Annotated in this window: 16 protein-coding genes; 14 read left to right on the top strand and 2 right to left on the bottom strand. The window is 48.7% G+C overall.

Annotation, left to right across the window (positions count from 1 at the left end):
• Window positions 1-32 precede the first annotated feature (32 nt).
• From ACETK5_RS12910 to ACETK5_RS12865, 10 genes are all read left to right on the top strand, one after another.
• On the top strand, window positions 33-1,007 hold the full coding sequence (locus tag ACETK5_RS12910) for a metal ABC transporter solute-binding protein, Zn/Mn family (RefSeq protein WP_394056018.1): 975 nt from the start codon (window positions 33-35) through the stop codon (window positions 1,005-1,007).
• A 1-nt stretch (window position 1,008) separates the two neighbouring features.
• Window positions 1,009-1,737: a metal ABC transporter ATP-binding protein gene (locus tag ACETK5_RS12905; RefSeq protein ID WP_326114982.1), complete on the top strand. Its 729-nt coding sequence runs from the start codon at window positions 1,009-1,011 to the stop codon at window positions 1,735-1,737.
• Window positions 1,738-1,740: 3 nt separating this feature from the next.
• Window positions 1,741-2,679 (top strand): metal ABC transporter permease, encoded by a 939-nt coding sequence (locus ACETK5_RS12900; protein ID WP_326114981.1) that lies wholly within the window; start codon window positions 1,741-1,743, stop codon window positions 2,677-2,679.
• Complete coding sequence (locus ACETK5_RS12895) at window positions 2,676-3,578, top strand: metal ABC transporter permease (protein ID WP_394056016.1); 903 nt, start codon at window positions 2,676-2,678, stop codon at window positions 3,576-3,578. The genes ACETK5_RS12900 and ACETK5_RS12895 overlap by 4 nt, the downstream gene beginning before the upstream one ends.
• A 130-nt stretch (window positions 3,579-3,708) precedes the next feature.
• Window positions 3,709-4,236, top strand: coding sequence for a GNAT family N-acetyltransferase (locus ACETK5_RS12890; protein ID WP_394056014.1), 528 nt, complete (start codon window positions 3,709-3,711; stop codon window positions 4,234-4,236).
• A gap of 32 nt (window positions 4,237-4,268) precedes the next feature.
• Complete coding sequence (locus ACETK5_RS12885) at window positions 4,269-4,778, top strand: NUDIX hydrolase (protein ID WP_394056012.1); 510 nt, start codon at window positions 4,269-4,271, stop codon at window positions 4,776-4,778.
• A gap of 17 nt (window positions 4,779-4,795) precedes the next feature.
• Window positions 4,796-4,981 carry a hypothetical protein gene (locus tag ACETK5_RS12880; protein ID WP_394056010.1) on the top strand — a complete coding sequence of 62 codons (186 nt, stop codon included), beginning with the start codon at window positions 4,796-4,798 and terminating at the stop codon, window positions 4,979-4,981.
• A 183-nt stretch (window positions 4,982-5,164) separates the two neighbouring features.
• Complete coding sequence (locus ACETK5_RS12875) at window positions 5,165-6,118, top strand: glycosyltransferase family 4 protein (RefSeq protein WP_100537018.1); 954 nt, start codon at window positions 5,165-5,167, stop codon at window positions 6,116-6,118.
• Between the two features lie 24 nt (window positions 6,119-6,142).
• Window positions 6,143-6,841, top strand: coding sequence for a galactosyltransferase-related protein (locus tag ACETK5_RS12870; protein WP_394056008.1), 699 nt, complete (start codon window positions 6,143-6,145; stop codon window positions 6,839-6,841).
• Between the two features lie 16 nt (window positions 6,842-6,857).
• Window positions 6,858-7,622, top strand: a complete 765-nt coding sequence (locus ACETK5_RS12865; protein WP_326114973.1) for a glycosyltransferase — start codon at window positions 6,858-6,860, stop codon at window positions 7,620-7,622.
• A gap of 71 nt (window positions 7,623-7,693) precedes the next feature.
• Here ACETK5_RS12865 and ACETK5_RS12860 read toward each other — a convergent pair whose 3' ends face one another.
• A complete protein-coding gene (locus tag ACETK5_RS12860) occupies window positions 7,694-10,303 on the bottom strand; it encodes a glycosyltransferase (protein ID WP_394056007.1) in 2,610 nt (869 codons plus the stop codon).
• Window positions 10,304-10,544: 241 nt separating this feature from the next.
• Here ACETK5_RS12860 and ACETK5_RS12855 point away from each other — a divergent pair, with 241 nt between their 5' ends.
• Complete coding sequence (locus ACETK5_RS12855) at window positions 10,545-10,976, top strand: hypothetical protein (RefSeq protein WP_243390669.1); 432 nt, start codon at window positions 10,545-10,547, stop codon at window positions 10,974-10,976.
• Between the two features lie 24 nt (window positions 10,977-11,000).
• Window positions 11,001-11,204, top strand: coding sequence for a hypothetical protein (locus ACETK5_RS12850; RefSeq protein WP_100537022.1), 204 nt, complete (start codon window positions 11,001-11,003; stop codon window positions 11,202-11,204).
• On the opposite strand, the gene ACETK5_RS12845 is transcribed toward ACETK5_RS12850, so the two are convergent.
• A complete protein-coding gene (locus tag ACETK5_RS12845; RefSeq protein ID WP_394056004.1) occupies window positions 11,178-12,533 on the bottom strand; it encodes a glycosyltransferase family 2 protein in 1,356 nt (451 codons plus the stop codon). The two genes, ACETK5_RS12850 and ACETK5_RS12845, sit on opposite strands and share 27 nt — an antisense overlap.
• Window positions 12,534-12,742: 209 nt before the next feature.
• Here ACETK5_RS12845 and ACETK5_RS12840 point away from each other — a divergent pair, with 209 nt between their 5' ends.
• Window positions 12,743-14,554: a DUF3658 domain-containing protein gene (locus tag ACETK5_RS12840; RefSeq protein ID WP_394056002.1), complete on the top strand. Its 1,812-nt coding sequence runs from the start codon at window positions 12,743-12,745 to the stop codon at window positions 14,552-14,554.
• Between the two features lie 75 nt (window positions 14,555-14,629).
• Window positions 14,630-15,703: an acyl-CoA dehydrogenase family protein gene (locus tag ACETK5_RS12835; RefSeq protein ID WP_394056000.1), complete on the top strand. Its 1,074-nt coding sequence runs from the start codon at window positions 14,630-14,632 to the stop codon at window positions 15,701-15,703.
• Window positions 15,704-15,830: the final 127 nt, after the last annotated feature.

The following is a 15,830-nucleotide window of genomic DNA, read 5'->3' as shown; positions in this document are numbered from 1 at the left end:
CTCATTATTGATGTGGAGTGGAGGAGAAGAAGATGGAGAACAAGAGGACTAGTAGAAACAGGATATTAATAGGGGCAGCCGCCATTCTGAGTTTGCTGCTGGTGTTATCCGCGTGCGCTTCGGGAGAAGTGAAACAGGAAGGAGCAGCGGGTGAACAGGGAAATAAGAAAATCCGCGTAGTTACAACCATTGGACAGATTGCGGAACCCCTCTCCGTTATCGGGGGAGATCGGGTCGAGGTACTGAGCTTGATGGGGCCCGGCGTCGATCCGCATTTATATAATGCAACCCAAGGCGATATCAAGAAATTGGATAGCGGTGATGTTATTTTCTATAGCGGGCTTCATCTCGAAGGCAACATGACGGAAATATTCGAACAGATCGGTAAGAACAAACCTGTACTGGCGATTGCGGATGCCATCCCGAAGGATCAATTGCTGCAGAATGATACGCAGGCCATCGATCCCCATGTATGGTTTGACATCGATTTGTGGAAAGCGTCTTTGGATTCGGCTGTAGAGAAGCTGAAGTCCCTGGCCCCGGATGATGCCGACTATTTTGAAGAGAACAAGCAGAAGTATTTTGCCCAGTTGGATGAATTGAAAGCGGAGGCCAATGATAAGTTGAGTCAGATTCCGCAAGAGCAACGGGTCATGGTAACCGCTCATGATGCCTTTGGATATTTCGGCCGCTTGCATGGTCTGGAGGTAGTTGGACTGCAAGGCCTGAGTACGGAGGATGAAATCGGCCTCTCGGATATCAACGGAACGATCGATATTCTCCTGCAGCACAAGGTGCCTGCTGTATTCGTTGAGAGCAGTGTCAATCCAGCATCGATTAATGCCGTTATTGAAGGTGCTGCCAAGAAAGGGCTGGATTTAAAGCTTGGAGGAGAGCTTTTCTCCGATGCTATGGGCGAAGCGGGAACAACGGAAGGAACTTATATCGGAATGTATCGTCATAATGTTGAAACCATCTATCATGCATTAACAGGAAGTGGTGAATAAAATGTCTGTACTTCAAGTTCAAGACCTCAATGCATCCTATCGTAAAAATAAAGTGCTCCACCATGTCTCTTTTAATGTGGAACAAGGCTCTTTAACCAGTATTGTCGGGCCGAACGGCGCCGGTAAATCAACGCTGTTAAAGGTCATGCTGGAGCTTCACCCCAAGCTGTCCGGTAATGTCTCATTTTTTGGATCAAGCTTAAGCAAAACCAAAACTCGTGTCGGTTATGTGCCGCAGCGCGGATCCGTGGATTGGGATTTCCCGACCGATGCACTGGATGTTGTCATGATGGGTTTATACGGCCGGGTAGGCTGGCTGAAGCGACCGAATAAGAGCCATAAGGAAAAAGCGATGGCATCGCTGGATCAAATGGGCATGGCGGACTTTGCCGACCGGCAGATCAGCCAGCTCTCCGGTGGACAGCAGCAGCGCGTATTCCTCGCAAGGGCGCTTGTCCAGGATGCCGACCTCTATTTCATGGATGAGCCGTTAGCCGGTGTGGATGCTGCAACCGAGCGGGCGATTATGACCACGCTGAAGGATCTGAAAATGGCCGGTAAAACCGTAATGGTGGTCCATCATGATCTCCAGACGGTTGAGGATTATTTCGACCATGTGCTGCTCCTGAACCGTACGGTCATTGCGCATGGGAAGACAGAAGACGTATTCACGAAGGAACATGTATACCGCGCCTACGGCGGTTCGCTTCGCTGGATGAAGGAGGCGTAACGCATGCTGAATTCATTACTATCACCAAACACGCAATGGGTGCTATTGAGCACGTTAATCCTGGGCATGGCAGCCGGCATGATCGGCTGTCTCGCCTATTGGAAACGGCAAAGTTTGATGAGTGACGCGTTGTCTCATGCGGCTCTTCCCGGTGTCGTGGTTGCATTTGCATTGACCGGAAGCAAGAATCTGCTGGTGATGATACTCGGAGCTGCTGCAAGTGCTTTAATCGGAGCCTGGATGATCCAGTGGATCCGCACCTCCAGCCGCATTAAGGAAGATACGGCCATGGGCATGATCCTTTCTGTATTTTTCGGATTGGGCATTATGCTGCTTACGATAGTGAACCGTACAGCGGGCGGAAATCAGAGCGGGCTGGATAACTTTATTTTCGGTCAGGCTGCGTCCATGGTTCGTAAGGATGTTTTTACGATGCTCATCCTGGCAGCTTTAGTTATTCTGGTCGTCTCGATTGGCTTTAAGGAATGGAAACTGTTTCTGTTTGATCCCGATTTTGCTCGGGGATTAGGGTTGAATAGCCGTCTGATGAATACTTTCTATATGGGGGTGCTCGTTCTCGTCATCGTCATCGGCATACAGGCTGTCGGCGTTATTCTGATGGCGGCCATGCTGATCATTCCGGCTGTCAGCGCAAGATATTGGACTCAATCCTTCAAAATGATGGTCATTCTGTCAGCCATATTTGGAGGGGGCGCCGGGTTTGTCGGGACGCTGGTCAGCACGATAGGAAAAGGGTGGCCTACAGGGCCGTTCATCGTTGTGGCTTCTTCCGTATTGTTCACGATCTCCCTGGTTTTCGGAGCCGAGAAAGGCCTGCTGATTCAGGCACTGCAGCTCCGGTCCCAGAAAAAAGAACATCTGGACGCGGGCAATCAAGCCGTTCTTAGTCCACGGCTATCCGAAAGGGGTGGCAATCAATGACCTATACAGGATGGATATTGCTCACGGCTTCTCTCGTCGGATTGTCTTGCGGCATCGTCGGCGTGTTCCTGATATTGCGCAGAATGGCGATGATGGCCGATGCGATCAGTCATACTGTGCTGCTAGGGATCGTAACGGCTTTTATCGTCACCAGAGAACTAAGCGGACCTCATATGCTGATCGGTGCGATTATTGCCGGATTGCTGACAGCGGTCCTCGTTCAATGGTTTCATTCCCGGGGCGTTCAGCAGGATGCATCGATCGGTGTTGTCTTTACCACCTTGTTTGCGATTGGCGTTATCCTGATTGCAACTCAGGTTGGCAATGCGCATCTGGATACCAAGCATGCCCTTATGGGAGAGATAACGTTTGTGCCTTGGGATGTGATGCACGTTCCCCTTTTAGGGGAGGTGCCAAAAGCTACCTTCATGCTTGCAGCCGTACTCATCGTTGTGGTCCTCGTGATACTGGCATTTTACAAGGAATGGAAGATTACGTCCTTTGATCCGGCCCTTGCAGCCAGTATCGGCATTCCTGTCGTACTCATGCACTATGTATTTATGTCGCTGGTCTCCATCACGACGGTTGCATCGTTTGATGCCGTGGGAGCAATCATGGTGGTAGCTATGCTTATAACACCTGCCGCAGCAGCCTATCTATGGACGGATAAACTCTCCATCATGCTGGTATTAAGCGGAGCATTCGGCGTCATTTCTGCATTCATGGGTTACTATGTCGCGTTATGGCTGGACACCTCCATCTCGGGCTCTATGGCATTTGCCACGGGTATTGTATTTATTCTCAGCTTCCTGATCTCTCCGAGACATGGCGTGCTCTCCCGTTATTTTCATAAATTTCATACGTACGGCAGCGAAGAGAAACTGGACGGTGTATCCTAATATAAGGGTTGCCATGAAGCTTGGGCGATGAGATGCCCAGGCTTCTTTTGTCTTCCAAAATCCAAGGTGTGGTATAATCAGGAAAAAATGCCGTGTTGTGATGAAGGTTAATTTCAAGGAGTGAGTACATATGCAGATGGAGTCAACAAGACTGGTGATCCGGGATTTTCAGGAGAAGGATTTTGCTAGTATTCATGCTTACGCCTCTGACCCATTGGTGACCGAGTATACGATGTGGGGACCGAATACGGAAGAGGAAACTTTAGAATATTTAAAGGAAATCCAACAAATGAAAGAGCAGAGCCCCCGTGACAGCTATGAACTGGCGATCGTACTGAAAGATAGCGGCCATTTAATCGGCGGTGTGGGTCTTCACCGATCCAAGACAAACGCAGAGCTTGGGTACTGCTTGAATTCCGCCTATTGGCGACAGGGTTATGCTACGGAAGCGGCTAGCGTCATGTGCCGTTTTGGTTTTAAGGAGCTGGGAGTTCATCGGATTTACGCCACCTGCCGGCCTAGAAACATCGGGTCAGCTGCGGTTATGCGCCATATCGGAATGAAGCAGGAAGGACATCTTCGTCAGCACCTGTGGTTTAAAGGGGCTTACCATGATTCCTATTTATTCTCCATCCTCAAAGATGAATTCGAAGTATAAATCTATCTTATTGTTAAGGAGCTTCTGCCTGCATGGTTAATACCCAATTGTTGATCCGTCATAACGGAATTTCGATTTACGAGGAAGCGTCAGGTAAAGTGTATTATACGAAAGAAAATCATGTGTCCGTTGTTGTTCTGGCTAAGCATGGCGATCAACTGCTGCTGATCCGTCAATATCGCGCCGCGGTGGATGACTACGTCATTCAGTTACCCGGCGGTGGCGTAGGCGAGGAGGAGGACCTGGAATCGGCAGCACGCCGTGAGATGATGGAGGAAACGGGCTGCACCTGCGGCAAGCTTCATTATCTGGGCAAGCTGTATCCGGCGTCCTGGAGATGCAATGAGATTGCCCATGTTTATTATACGGATGAGGTAATCAGTCAAGCGGATCAGCAGCTCGAGGGATACGAGCACATCGACGTAGTAAGAATGAGCGTAACGGAATGCCTGCACCGAATTAAGGAGAATGAGCTTCAGGACTCCGAGCTGGTCTTTGCGATGATGCAAGGTTTGCTAAAGGGATTTATTCAGTATAATTAATGGAGGTTTCATATTTTATGGAGTTTGTTGGGATTTTCATGACCGTGTTAAGTATCGTCGTTGCCATCATTGTCATTCGTTACGCGATCAATTCATCCAAAATCATCATTAGAATGGATGCCATGCTTCAAGAGATGAGAATGCTTCGAAAGGATGTAAATGAGTTTAAGGAGAACAAACATATCGTGGATAAAAGAGCATAAGTCGATCTCGATCCTCCATGAACTACAATCCGTACGAAGAGCCATGCCAATACAGAACTTATCTGTATGGGGGGCTCTTTTTTTCGTGAATTATGGACAAATTCATCATTTATGCCGCGGTGACAAACTTGGAGACCTGGGAACGAATATAATCCAATATGAGCATAAAGGAGTGTTCGAACTATGGGAAGGCATCTGCTGATCTATGATGTGGAGTGGTGGATCTTAGGAAAGCATGCAAAGGTCATTCAACAGCATCATCCCGCTCTGGACCTGATGTCCATCGGAGAATTGGATCGGTTTCTGGAACAGCACAGCAGCGATGATATCAATCAGGCCTATGAACGAATAGGTTCGTTGTGCCTGGGGATCGCAGCTTACTGCATATTCAAGCATATTCGAATCGATGCTTCAGCCGCTGTCTCCTATTATTACTTCAGTCAGAATTATGAGACTCTTCGGGAATGGCAACTAGATGAACTTGTCCCCGACCCGGAGTTTCTCAGGCTTGTCATCCCTAGAATCGGGGTTATTGGCGCGATGAACGAAAAGCTTAATCAAGCTCTGCGAAAGGTTGCGCCGGAGGCGAACGTGGAATATATCGGGCATTTTGTAGATCATCGAATCTTTCAACCATCAACCCGATTACGCAGGAGCAGCAGCCCGCTTGTGATCGGTTGGGCCGGTGATCCTGCTAAACGATCTAAAAATTACACTACATTATATAAGCAAATCCGAGACCACTTCCGTCATGATGAAAGGATTACATTTATGGAAACGTCCGGGGCGTATTCTTATGAAGATATGCCTAACTTTTATCATCAGCTGGATCTTCTTCTGATCACATCGGCGAATGAGGGAAGCGGAGCAACAGCGCTGGAGGCCTATGCATGCGGGGTACCTGTACTAGGGACCCATGTGGGCAACGTCAAGGCAGCGGCTCACCCGGAAGCGCATGGCTTGATCCTGGACAGCGACAATCCGGAAGATTTTATGAACTTGATCCATTCATGGATAGGACAAAAGCGCAAGCTGAATGACATTGGAGCGCAGTGCAGACATTACATTGAGTCATTCTGGACGATAGAGCAGGGGATTGGGCGCTGGTTAAGCGTATTATTCCAATTGGATAGGTAGTATGGCTATGAAGGAGGGATGCGTGTGTTAAATCGAGTATCCGTGCTGATTCCGTATCAATCGGATGGTAACGGACCCAGGGATTCAGCTTTTGAATGGGTATTGGGCTACTACGCGCAGGTTATGCCGGAAGTCGAAGTATGCGTAGGCGAAATAACGGATTCCGGAGAGCTCTTTAGCAGATCCAAAGCCATCAATCGTGCCTATCAACAGGCTAACAAAGACATTATTGTCATTGCAGATAGCGATATTGTATACGATCCGGCTTTATTGAAGGAGTCCTTGACTTACGTAAATAGCGGGCAGTGGGTCATTCCCTTCAGCCGGATCCTTCGTTTATCCAAAGAAAAATCGCATTTGCTGCTGCAGCAAGAAAACATATGGCCATTGACCGTTAAAACTGAAACAGCCGCGGAGCAGGCGACCGCATTTGTTGGCGGATTTAATGTGCTTGGCCGCGAAGCCTATGAAGCGGTAGGAGGATATGATGAACGATTTGTCGGTTGGGGCGGGGAAGATGAGGCTTTTGCCTATGCGCTGGATACCTTGGTCGGCAGCCATATCCGCCTGGAAGGGGAAATGGTTCATTTTTGGCATCCATTCGTAGGACCTGACGGGAATCCCAATTACGATTCCAATTACGCGCTGTATCAGCGGTATAGCCTAGCAAGAGGCGATGTTAATGCGATGCGAAAATTGATACTCGAACAATCTTCTCAATAAGGAGGAGCAAATCGCTATGAAGCTGTCAGTTATTGTACCGGTATTAAATGAAATCACCTTCATTCCCCTGTATGTAGAAAGCGTAAGCCGCTTCGCGGATGAAATCATCATTGCCGATGGCGGCAGTACAGATGGAACCATCGAAGAGATTGAACGTCTCCAGAATCGGTATGCGATCCGACTGTTTCATGTCCAGCAGAGCGGATTGCCATACACCGAGGATTGGAACGAGTCCGTGGTACGTAACTTTCTGATTGACCAGGCTCAAGGAGACTGGATCATGAATCTGGATATCGATGAAATGATGGAGGATCGTTTTGCTGAAGTGTTGCCGGAACTCATGAACCGATCCGATGTGGATATCTATCAGTTTCCCTTCGTTAATTTCTGGGGGGATCCATGGACGATCCGGGTGAACAGTCCCGGTGATGAACGCTGGTCAAACGACATCACCAGAATGTGGCGGGGCAAACAAGGAATACGCTATCGTGACGAGAAGCATCACTGCACGCTGGAGGCGGCAGAAGGCAAGAGTATATGGAGCATACCCCGCGGGCGAAGCGATGTGAACGTGTATCATTACCACTATGCACTCGGCAGCAAAATCAAGTTCAACGATAACCGAAGAGGCGATGTCAATGTGCAGATGAATCTCGGACAGCCGGATTGGAACTTCAAACCCGAACAATATGATATCGTCACACGGCCTTATGAGGGTCATCATCCTGAAGTGGTCATGAACTATTTGAGTCGGCGGAAAGACCAGGAATCAACCGAATAAATCTATACAACAACAACCCCTCCATGATCTGAACGTCACATTCAGTTATCATGAAGGGGCTGTTTTTTAACTTATCTTTCTATTACCTCATGAACAGACAAGCATAGATGGCTAACCGCTTGAGATACACCGATCGGTTCCAATACTTGCAGCTTCGATACTTTAGTATGCAGGGAATTGAGCTGTTGTTCATGATAGCTTAAGGAATCGGCCCAGTATTGAACGGAATGGACCTGAGGGTGGATATCCGTAGAGCCGCAATAAATGACTAGATCAAACCTGACCTCAGAGAACAAATCAATCCGGTTTGTAAAATACAGCTGGGGTCCTATTTTTCGAGTTCCCACGATTTGATTGCCATGAAATAGATGGGTATACACGATCACCAAGAGGTCCTCGTTCTCGCATAATCCCTTCACGATCTGCTGCCAGCGCCTGGAATTGGTTTCCCATACGGTAAGTCCGAGCACCAGGACTACTTTCTTCCCGGTTTGGTTGACTCTGGAGGCGATTTCGGCCGGTCGATCCACTAAATGAAAAATACTATTCGGCCCTTTTGGCATTCTCCACGGTTTGTTCCACTTTTGTTCATAATAAGCTTTGTTCTTATTCCATAACTCGTTATAGACATTATTATTCAGCTTATTGATCGTAACGCTGCCGTGATGATATACAAAGGCATCTTCAACGATGGCCAGGCGGTACCCGGCATTCCTGACGCGCTCGCAATAATCATCGTCCTCAAACATTCCAAGGCCGAAAGCGGGATCCAGTGCACCCACATGTTCCCACACACTCCGCCTGATGGCTACGCAGAAAAATCCAAGCAGATCCGTATATCGGTATTTTCGCCGATAACGTTCGTAGAATTCGGTAAGCCAACGTGGATGGGCACCTTGAACAGCATCCCCTATAAAATGATCCAGCGCTTGATCATTTCCCACATGATTGGACATCGGACCTGTCATAGCAAGCTTGGCATCCTCTTGAAAAGGTCTGAGCAGACGAGAGATCCAGCTTCCGTCGGGAACAAGTGTATCGTTATTTAACAGGACGATAAATTCTCCGTTGGCGTGCTCACACCCCAGGGTGTTGCCGGCGGCAAAACCAAGATTCGTAGACGAGGTTATCACCTGGATCAACGGATGACGCAGGCTCTCGAGATAGGAGGATGTCTGATCCTTCGAGGCATTGTCAACAACGATAATCTCCAGGTTAGGATAGTGACCCGGTTGGAGGAGTCGTTGAAGGCATTGCTGCGTATAGGACCAGTTATTATGAACAACCAGGATAACACTGACCTTGGGATATAGATGTTGCACAATATAATCATGAAGTGCTTCATAACGTTGAGACCAATTGTTGCATTCGGCAAATTGCCGCCGCTGTTCAATTGCGCTGTTCTCGGACTCAAGCAGAGCTGCTTCAATCGCCTCTTCAAATTGCACTTCCGTATCGGCAATCGTGACGATGTTACCTGCAACCGTCCTTACTTCAGGAAGTTCCGTAGAAATGACGGGTTTACCGGCTGCCAAATATTCATACAGCTTGACGGGATTGGTCGCTAACGTCAGTTGGTTCTTCTTGAACGGAATTAAAGCAACCTGGAACCGATGCAGGTACGCCGGAAGTTCATGATACGGTTTTTCTCCCAGCAATAATACGTTACTCAGCTCCTCGATCCCCGAGGTGTCGCAGCCAAAGGTGTGTCCAATGAGGACAAACGTCCATTCCGGCCGGCTTCGGGCCAGTGATTCCACCAGTTGAATATCAAACCAGTCCGAGATAGCCCCGTAGTAACCGATGATGGGCTGATGGATGGATTCAAGTTCGGGCAGAACCTCATCCGGAGGCTTCGAGAAGTAATCGGAATCTACTGCATTGCGGATAAGTACAGTGGCCGGATTGTAATGGGCGGCCCAATCATACAGATGCTGAGAGGTTGTCACCACAAGCTCTGCTTCCCGAAGCAGCTGTTCTTCCAGCAGGAGCATGGATTTGTCGTTCGTTGAGAAGCCGCCATGATGGTCCATGCAGTCGTAGACGATATGATGCTGATCCATCGCGGTAACGAGCGGAGTCCAGAACGGGAGATCCACAATCGAGACCAGTTGGGATAGTCCGAATTTATCCCGAACATATTCAACCGACCATTTTAAATACTGAATATCCCAACGATCCATTTCATCTTGGTATAGATTTAACGGCCGATTCGCGCATAAGGTGACAAGCCATATATTTCGATCAATATTTTTGACCTTTACCTGGCGACTGATTTCTTCTCTGGATGTATCTTCTTTACCTATGCTAATCATCTCCGGAGTTACATAGAACACCCGGTTCCCCTGCTGCGCAAACTGCTCAGACAGTTGTTGGGGCCGCTGCCATCGAAACTGCCAATCGATAACGGGAAAACGTATAACATCGTATAGGGCCTTGGTCTTTGGCCCGATCTTCTCGGCAGTCAGCGTAGCCGCCGCTGTGGCTGACTGAACAGAGACAGGCTCCATGTGTTGTACGGACCGCGAGTACGTCGTTGGGAATGAGACCGCGGGAGCGAGCGGGGAAGCCGTTGGCTTCTTGCGGTTGTACTTCAGGTTCAGGCGGCGATGTTTCCCGCGACGTGATGCGGCTCGATGGGTTGTAGACTTGCGTCGGCGGTGCTGCTTGATTTTATTCAAGATTAGCCTCCTCACTGGTGCAATGGTCTATTTAACAAAATATGTATCATCCCAAACATCTGTATGGGTAGAACACCAGGTGCAGCGGAAAATCCTTTAATGATCAGGAAGCATTCCTCGAGCCATGGACAGCTGAAGCCTATAGCTTTAGGCCATTTTCTTATCTTTGTACATTCCGAGTTACCACTGTCCCGACGCTAACATAAGGTACCAATGAACTACAAAAAGGGAGGAAGCTCTTGTGAGGAGATATTGGAACCTTGGTCATGATTGTGAGTGCAAGGAAATCACTGGCCGAAGAAAGAAAAAGCAGGCGAAACCTTCTCATTCGGTGTGGAGGAAAATCCTGATTCTACGTCGCAAACTCATACGCAGCATTGTACAGATCCGATTACAGATTGCTCAGTTGAATGCACGCATCATCGCGCAGCAGGAGCAGGTGAGTGCACGCATCAATGCGCTGCAGGAGCAGGTGAATGGTTTAGAAGTAGGACAAAGCAGCGGTGTCCTTGCTTTATTAAGAGGAAGGCTGAATACTCGGATTACTATTGTAACCACGGCAGGTTCCGTATTCGGAACGCTCATAGCCATCGGTGAGGATTATATACAGATTGCCGAGCCGAACGGCAGCATAGACATCATTCCGTTCCGCAGTCTGTTGTCTATCGCTTAGATAAAAGAGAGGAGGGAGAACAGAATGGATTTTTCAGAAATTCTGGCTACATTCGTGGGCAGGACGGTAGAGGTTATTCAGACCAATCAATTTCTGCAGGGGCAGTTGCGTTCCTCGGCAAACGGATTAATTACGGTGGAGGTTGTGAGCTCGAATTATATCCCTACCTCACAAGTGGTCACCGTATTTAATGATACGATCTCATATGTGCGCATTCTGCCCCTCTGAGTGATTTGCCAATTCCGATTCATTTAACTTGTCTATTAAAGAGCTCTTCCATGCCAGATAGCGGTGGGGATAGCGATGGGTCATGCTGGCTTTTCTTAGTCTTCGGTGGTAAAGCGCCTCCGGGACATGGTGAAGCTTGCTGGTTTTGGATAGCTTGAATAAAAGCCCAATATCTTCATACAGTCTTCCTTCATAGAGGGTATTATGGACCCAGCCTTTCTGCTGCTTGATTATAGAGACATTGAACATGCGCGGGGCAACAGCCGGGGCATCGTTCAGCAGCAATAGGGAAGACAGGGGAAAAGGCGCAGCCTTAACTCCTTGATATACCAGTTCTTTATTTGAGCGTTCAAGCCATTCCATATGGTCACCATAGATGACGGCAGCGTTCTGCACACTCTCTGCTTCCCGTAAGAGAATTTCCAGTGCATGGGGGGGCAGCCAATCATCGGCATCAAGCTCCAATAACCAGGGGGCTGTCGCCATATTCAGAATTTGATTCAGTGCTCGGGACTTCCCTGAATTTTCCTCCAAACGGACCAACTTCATTCGGGGATCCACAGGCAGTCTCTGCAAATAAGCTGTCGTCTCTTCATCGGATGAACCGTCATCCAGAATGACAAGCTCCCAAGCCCCACAGGTCTGTGCCAATACGGATCGGACAGCCCAAGGAAGATATTCGCCATCATTATAGGTGCACAGAGCAATCGTCACCTTTGGAGGAGTGGCGGCTCTTAATGTTGGTGTATGTCCTTGGGCTGCAGCTTGAAGAATTGGTGATACTGCGTTCCATTCTTCCGGTTCTTTCATCCAGGCAGGGGCGATGCGATGAGGATATAAGATTCCATCGGAAACCATTTCCGTCCACTCATATCGGGTTGATAACTGGAGTTGTTTATCGATCAACACGTATTTTTGGAATGGCAGCAGATCCCTCGTCGTAAAACCCGGTGTCTGTTCCTTCATTACAATCTTCGTGCGCCATAACAGGGGACCGCGGGGAAAACGGAAGGATGGAACAGGTCTGTAACTAGCGGCCGGTTGATCTATGATCGTAACGGGATTCACACTAAAGCCAGGTGAGCGGTCAGTGCAGGTTTGCAGCCACCGTTCGATTTCTTTCTCGGCATGAGGTTGTACAGCATCTCCGGCATAGAGTGTCATAAACCACGGATCCATTTCCCGGGATAGGGCTTCATTCATTATAGCTGCAGATTGTTCTTCGATTTGAACCACGATAGGACGCGCATTAGAAATAAATCGCTTAACCGTGGATAATGTATACTCGCTTAGATGCGGATTTAAACCTGGAAGAATAAACACGAGCATGGTCGTTATCGTTCCTTTCTCGATCCTTATGGAAACGGCTTGTATACGGATTTAAACGAATGGATAGCACAATCTGTTTATCATATGCCCATATGCACGCGCGGGATACAAACTATTGCCTGAAACCGACTCTTTGTTGCGACGTTCTGGTAAATCGGGAATAATAGAGTTTAGAGTTCGACAGCCAGGGATGGGGGATAATGATTCAGATGAAATCGACATATAGTCAAATCATTCAGCAAGCACAACAATTTGCGCGTTCTGTTCTCGGACAGGATTCAAGCGGTCACGATTGGTGGCATGTTCAGCGTGTCACCCGAATCGCGCGAATCCTGGCATATCTTGAAGGTGCGAATGCATACATATGTGAATTGTCAGCATGGCTCCATGATGTAGCCGACGAGAAGCTGAATGAATCGAAGGAAGCGGGTTACGAACGGGTTCAGCATTGGTTGCAACAAGTCGGTGTGGAAGCTTCCGACCAGGAGAACGTGTTGGAGATTATCAGTACGATGTCATTTTCGGGCGGAACAGGAAGTACAATGCGTTCATTGGAAGGCCAAATTGTACAGGATGCAGATCGTCTGGATGCGATAGGTGCTATTGGGATTGCCCGAACATTTGCTTATTCCGGATGGAAGGGGCAAAGCATGTATGATCCATTCATTCCCCTTCGGGAGCATATGACACGAGAGGAATATCGAAAGGGCAAAAGCACAGCCATGAACCATTTCTATGAAAAGCTTCTGAAGCTGAAGGACAAGATGAATACGGAATCAGCAAGGCTGCTGGCAGAAGGCAAGCATCAGAGTCTCGAACTCTTTCTCCAGTTATTCGATAAAGAGTGGGCGATGGGGAATGAAGCCTACCTGCACGAATCCCCGATGCATCGCGGGAATGTTTCGCGTGTCCATATTGCCTTCGACGATTCAACCGCAGGGTCGTTAAAGATGATGCTGCGATCGAAACCAGGAGAAATCGTAGTTACATTGGGCGATGATCTCATGGTTGGGCCGCTTCCGAAAGATGAGGATTTCTCCCGTTCGTTTGCCATCCGAAATGAATGGTTTATGGAGCGGTATAGCATTGGGCATGCGGATGACAGGAAGTTAGGGATGCTGCAAGCAGCCTTCGCTTGGCTTACTTGGCCCGAGCAGCTGAGGGAGGTGCCGTGCTTGGTTTGGGCAGGGGATTCCGCCTCGGAACAACTTGGTCTGCGCAGACTGTTATCACTGATTCCGGACCATCTCGATGTTAGGTTGGTGAATGCGACAAGTTTTCTTCACAAGCAAAACCCGAACATTTCGTATCGAGGTACGTTTGAGTTAGCTATGGATAAACTTCAAAACGTGCTGGATACTGCCGAGCAAGTTCCATTGTCGCCGCAGGATCAGGCTGGCTATCGTGCGGATTGGCAGCGTCTCGTAAACGACGATGGGTTCCTGCGCGTCCTTCAAGGCGAGCGGTTGTACACTGTTCCTGAATCTTACTATGATGCAGATATACTGCAAGCCGTTTATCGTCTTGAGGCCATACATGGATTCTTCAAGAAATCAGCCCGCATTATTGGCGAGGTGATCGGAATGTGTGAATTAACCGTTTCCGACTCCTTTATCGAGTATCGGGTTCGTCATCTGATTCAGGAAGGAGCTTTAACCTACTCTGGCGAGCTGGATGCCATGCGACACTACAGCGTATCGCTTGTGGATGTTTCGACCCCCGAGGAGCAGTGGAGTAATGAACAGCGCCTGGCGAAGGTCGTGAAGCTGAAGTCACTGCTGCTTGAGATGGTGGAGATCAACCATGCAGAGAGAGCTCTGATGGAAGAAATCCGGCAGCTGGATGCAGATGATCTGGGATTATCTGTATCCTCCAAGCCGGAAGCCTTAAAGAGCAGCTTGCAATCTCAAATCGACAGCCTGTTGGTCGTGTATCAACATCATCAAGAACAACGCGTGTCCTTCATGGGATCCCTGGAGAAGGTGTTAATCCAGATCGATGATACGGCTCCGAAAGAATAGATTAAGTACATTCGTACCAGGTCGGAATCATTATATTATTTTGACAGAGAAATGTTAGTGGAAAGCGGTGGAGTTATGTTATTTACAGCACATCAGATTCAAACCATAAGAGAACAAGCACTTGGGATGGACAAGCACAGACAAGTAACACCCGAAGTGCTGGCAACGATATATGATCATCGATTGTTTCACTTGTTTGTGCCCGATGAGCTTGAGGGACGAATGACCTCGCTGCCGGAGGCTGCGCGCATTTTTCAGGAGAGTGCGAGGATCGACGGTAACCTAGGATGGCTGGTTACGATTGGAGCAGGCGGAGGATTCTTCGCGTCACTGATGAGCCGGGAGGTGAGCCGCCGCGTATTCGCACACCGAGAAGCGGTGATTGCGGGCAGCGGGATGCCGACAGGTACGGCAAGACAAGTGGACGGCGGATTTATTGTGAACGGCAGCTGGAAGTATTGCAGCGGTTCTACCTATGCTACGACCTTTACAGCCAACGCAGTAATTGAACCGGGTTTCACGGTACAAGACGCGACTGGCGAACTGACTGCAGATCAGAATCAGTCCCTAATTCGATCCTTTATCCTGAATCCTGGTCAAATCGAGATTCTGGAGGATTGGAATGCCTTTGGGCTGCGGGCAACGGCCAGTCATACGATTTCCGCTGTGAATGCTTTCGTGCCGTTTGAGATGACGTTCTCACTTACGGAAACCCAAGGGTATGAGAACGAAACGATCTATCAATATCCCTTCCTTCCGTTTGCTCAAGTATCTTTTGCCGGAGTCGCCGCCGGCATCGCTGAGCATTTCCTTGAGGCTGCAGAATCACTTGCGACACAGAGGGGAGGCTCTTCTCATGTGGTCGGCAAGCTGGAGGAGCGTAAAGCTGCGTTGGAGCAATCTGTTTCGGATTTTTATGAGTCGGTGGAAGGCTCATGGGAGGAGCTGCTGCGTAACGGTGAATTATCAAATGCAACAGAAGCAGAGATAACCGCCCGAAGCATAACAGCAGCCCAAACCGCGTTATCTTGCGGCCAGCAGGTGTTCCCGCTGCTGGGTTTATCGGCTGCGATGGAAGACGCCGAAATCAATCGCTGCTGGAGGGACCTTCAGACGGCATGCTCGCATGCGCTGCTAAGAAGCTTCTGATTGAGAACTAAAGCTAGTTCGAAGTAAAACCATGGGCTGCATACCAGGCAGCTCATGGTTTTTATGTTTTTGGCTTTGACAGAGATGTCTTCATTCGCTTCATTTGACAGGACTTACAAACCAGGTC

Origin of the sequence: Paenibacillus ilasis, assembly GCF_043195395.1 — a bacterium.
Taxonomy (GTDB): Bacteria; Bacillota; Bacilli; order Paenibacillales; family Paenibacillaceae; genus Paenibacillus_AQ; species Paenibacillus_AQ lautus.
Note: the sequence above shows the minus strand (reverse complement) of the source record. Positions and strands in the feature narration are given on the sequence as shown.

What these genes read in the sequence shown, in the direction of transcription:
- ACETK5_RS12910 (WP_394056018.1), top strand. Translation starts at nt 33, where the DNA reads ATGGAGAACAAGAGGACTAGTAGAAACAGGATATTAATAGGGGCAGCC.
- ACETK5_RS12840 (WP_394056002.1), top strand. Translation starts at nt 12,743, where the DNA reads ATGAAATCGACATATAGTCAAATCATTCAGCAAGCACAACAATTTGCG.
- ACETK5_RS12880 (WP_394056010.1), top strand. Translation starts at nt 4,796, where the DNA reads ATGGAGTTTGTTGGGATTTTCATGACCGTGTTAAGTATCGTCGTTGCC.
- ACETK5_RS12900 (WP_326114981.1), top strand. Translation starts at nt 1,741, where the DNA reads ATGCTGAATTCATTACTATCACCAAACACGCAATGGGTGCTATTGAGC.
- ACETK5_RS12905 (WP_326114982.1), top strand. Translation starts at nt 1,009, where the DNA reads ATGTCTGTACTTCAAGTTCAAGACCTCAATGCATCCTATCGTAAAAAT.
- ACETK5_RS12835 (WP_394056000.1), top strand. Translation starts at nt 14,630, where the DNA reads ATGTTATTTACAGCACATCAGATTCAAACCATAAGAGAACAAGCACTT.
- ACETK5_RS12850 (WP_100537022.1), top strand. Translation starts at nt 11,001, where the DNA reads ATGGATTTTTCAGAAATTCTGGCTACATTCGTGGGCAGGACGGTAGAG.
- ACETK5_RS12895 (WP_394056016.1), top strand. Translation starts at nt 2,676, where the DNA reads ATGACCTATACAGGATGGATATTGCTCACGGCTTCTCTCGTCGGATTG.
- ACETK5_RS12890 (WP_394056014.1), top strand. Translation starts at nt 3,709, where the DNA reads ATGCAGATGGAGTCAACAAGACTGGTGATCCGGGATTTTCAGGAGAAG.
- ACETK5_RS12865 (WP_326114973.1), top strand. Translation starts at nt 6,858, where the DNA reads ATGAAGCTGTCAGTTATTGTACCGGTATTAAATGAAATCACCTTCATT.
- ACETK5_RS12875 (WP_100537018.1), top strand. Translation starts at nt 5,165, where the DNA reads ATGGGAAGGCATCTGCTGATCTATGATGTGGAGTGGTGGATCTTAGGA.
- ACETK5_RS12885 (WP_394056012.1), top strand. Translation starts at nt 4,269, where the DNA reads ATGGTTAATACCCAATTGTTGATCCGTCATAACGGAATTTCGATTTAC.
- ACETK5_RS12845 (WP_394056004.1), bottom strand. Translation starts at nt 12,533, where the DNA reads ATGCTCGTGTTTATTCTTCCAGGTTTAAATCCGCATCTAAGCGAGTAT.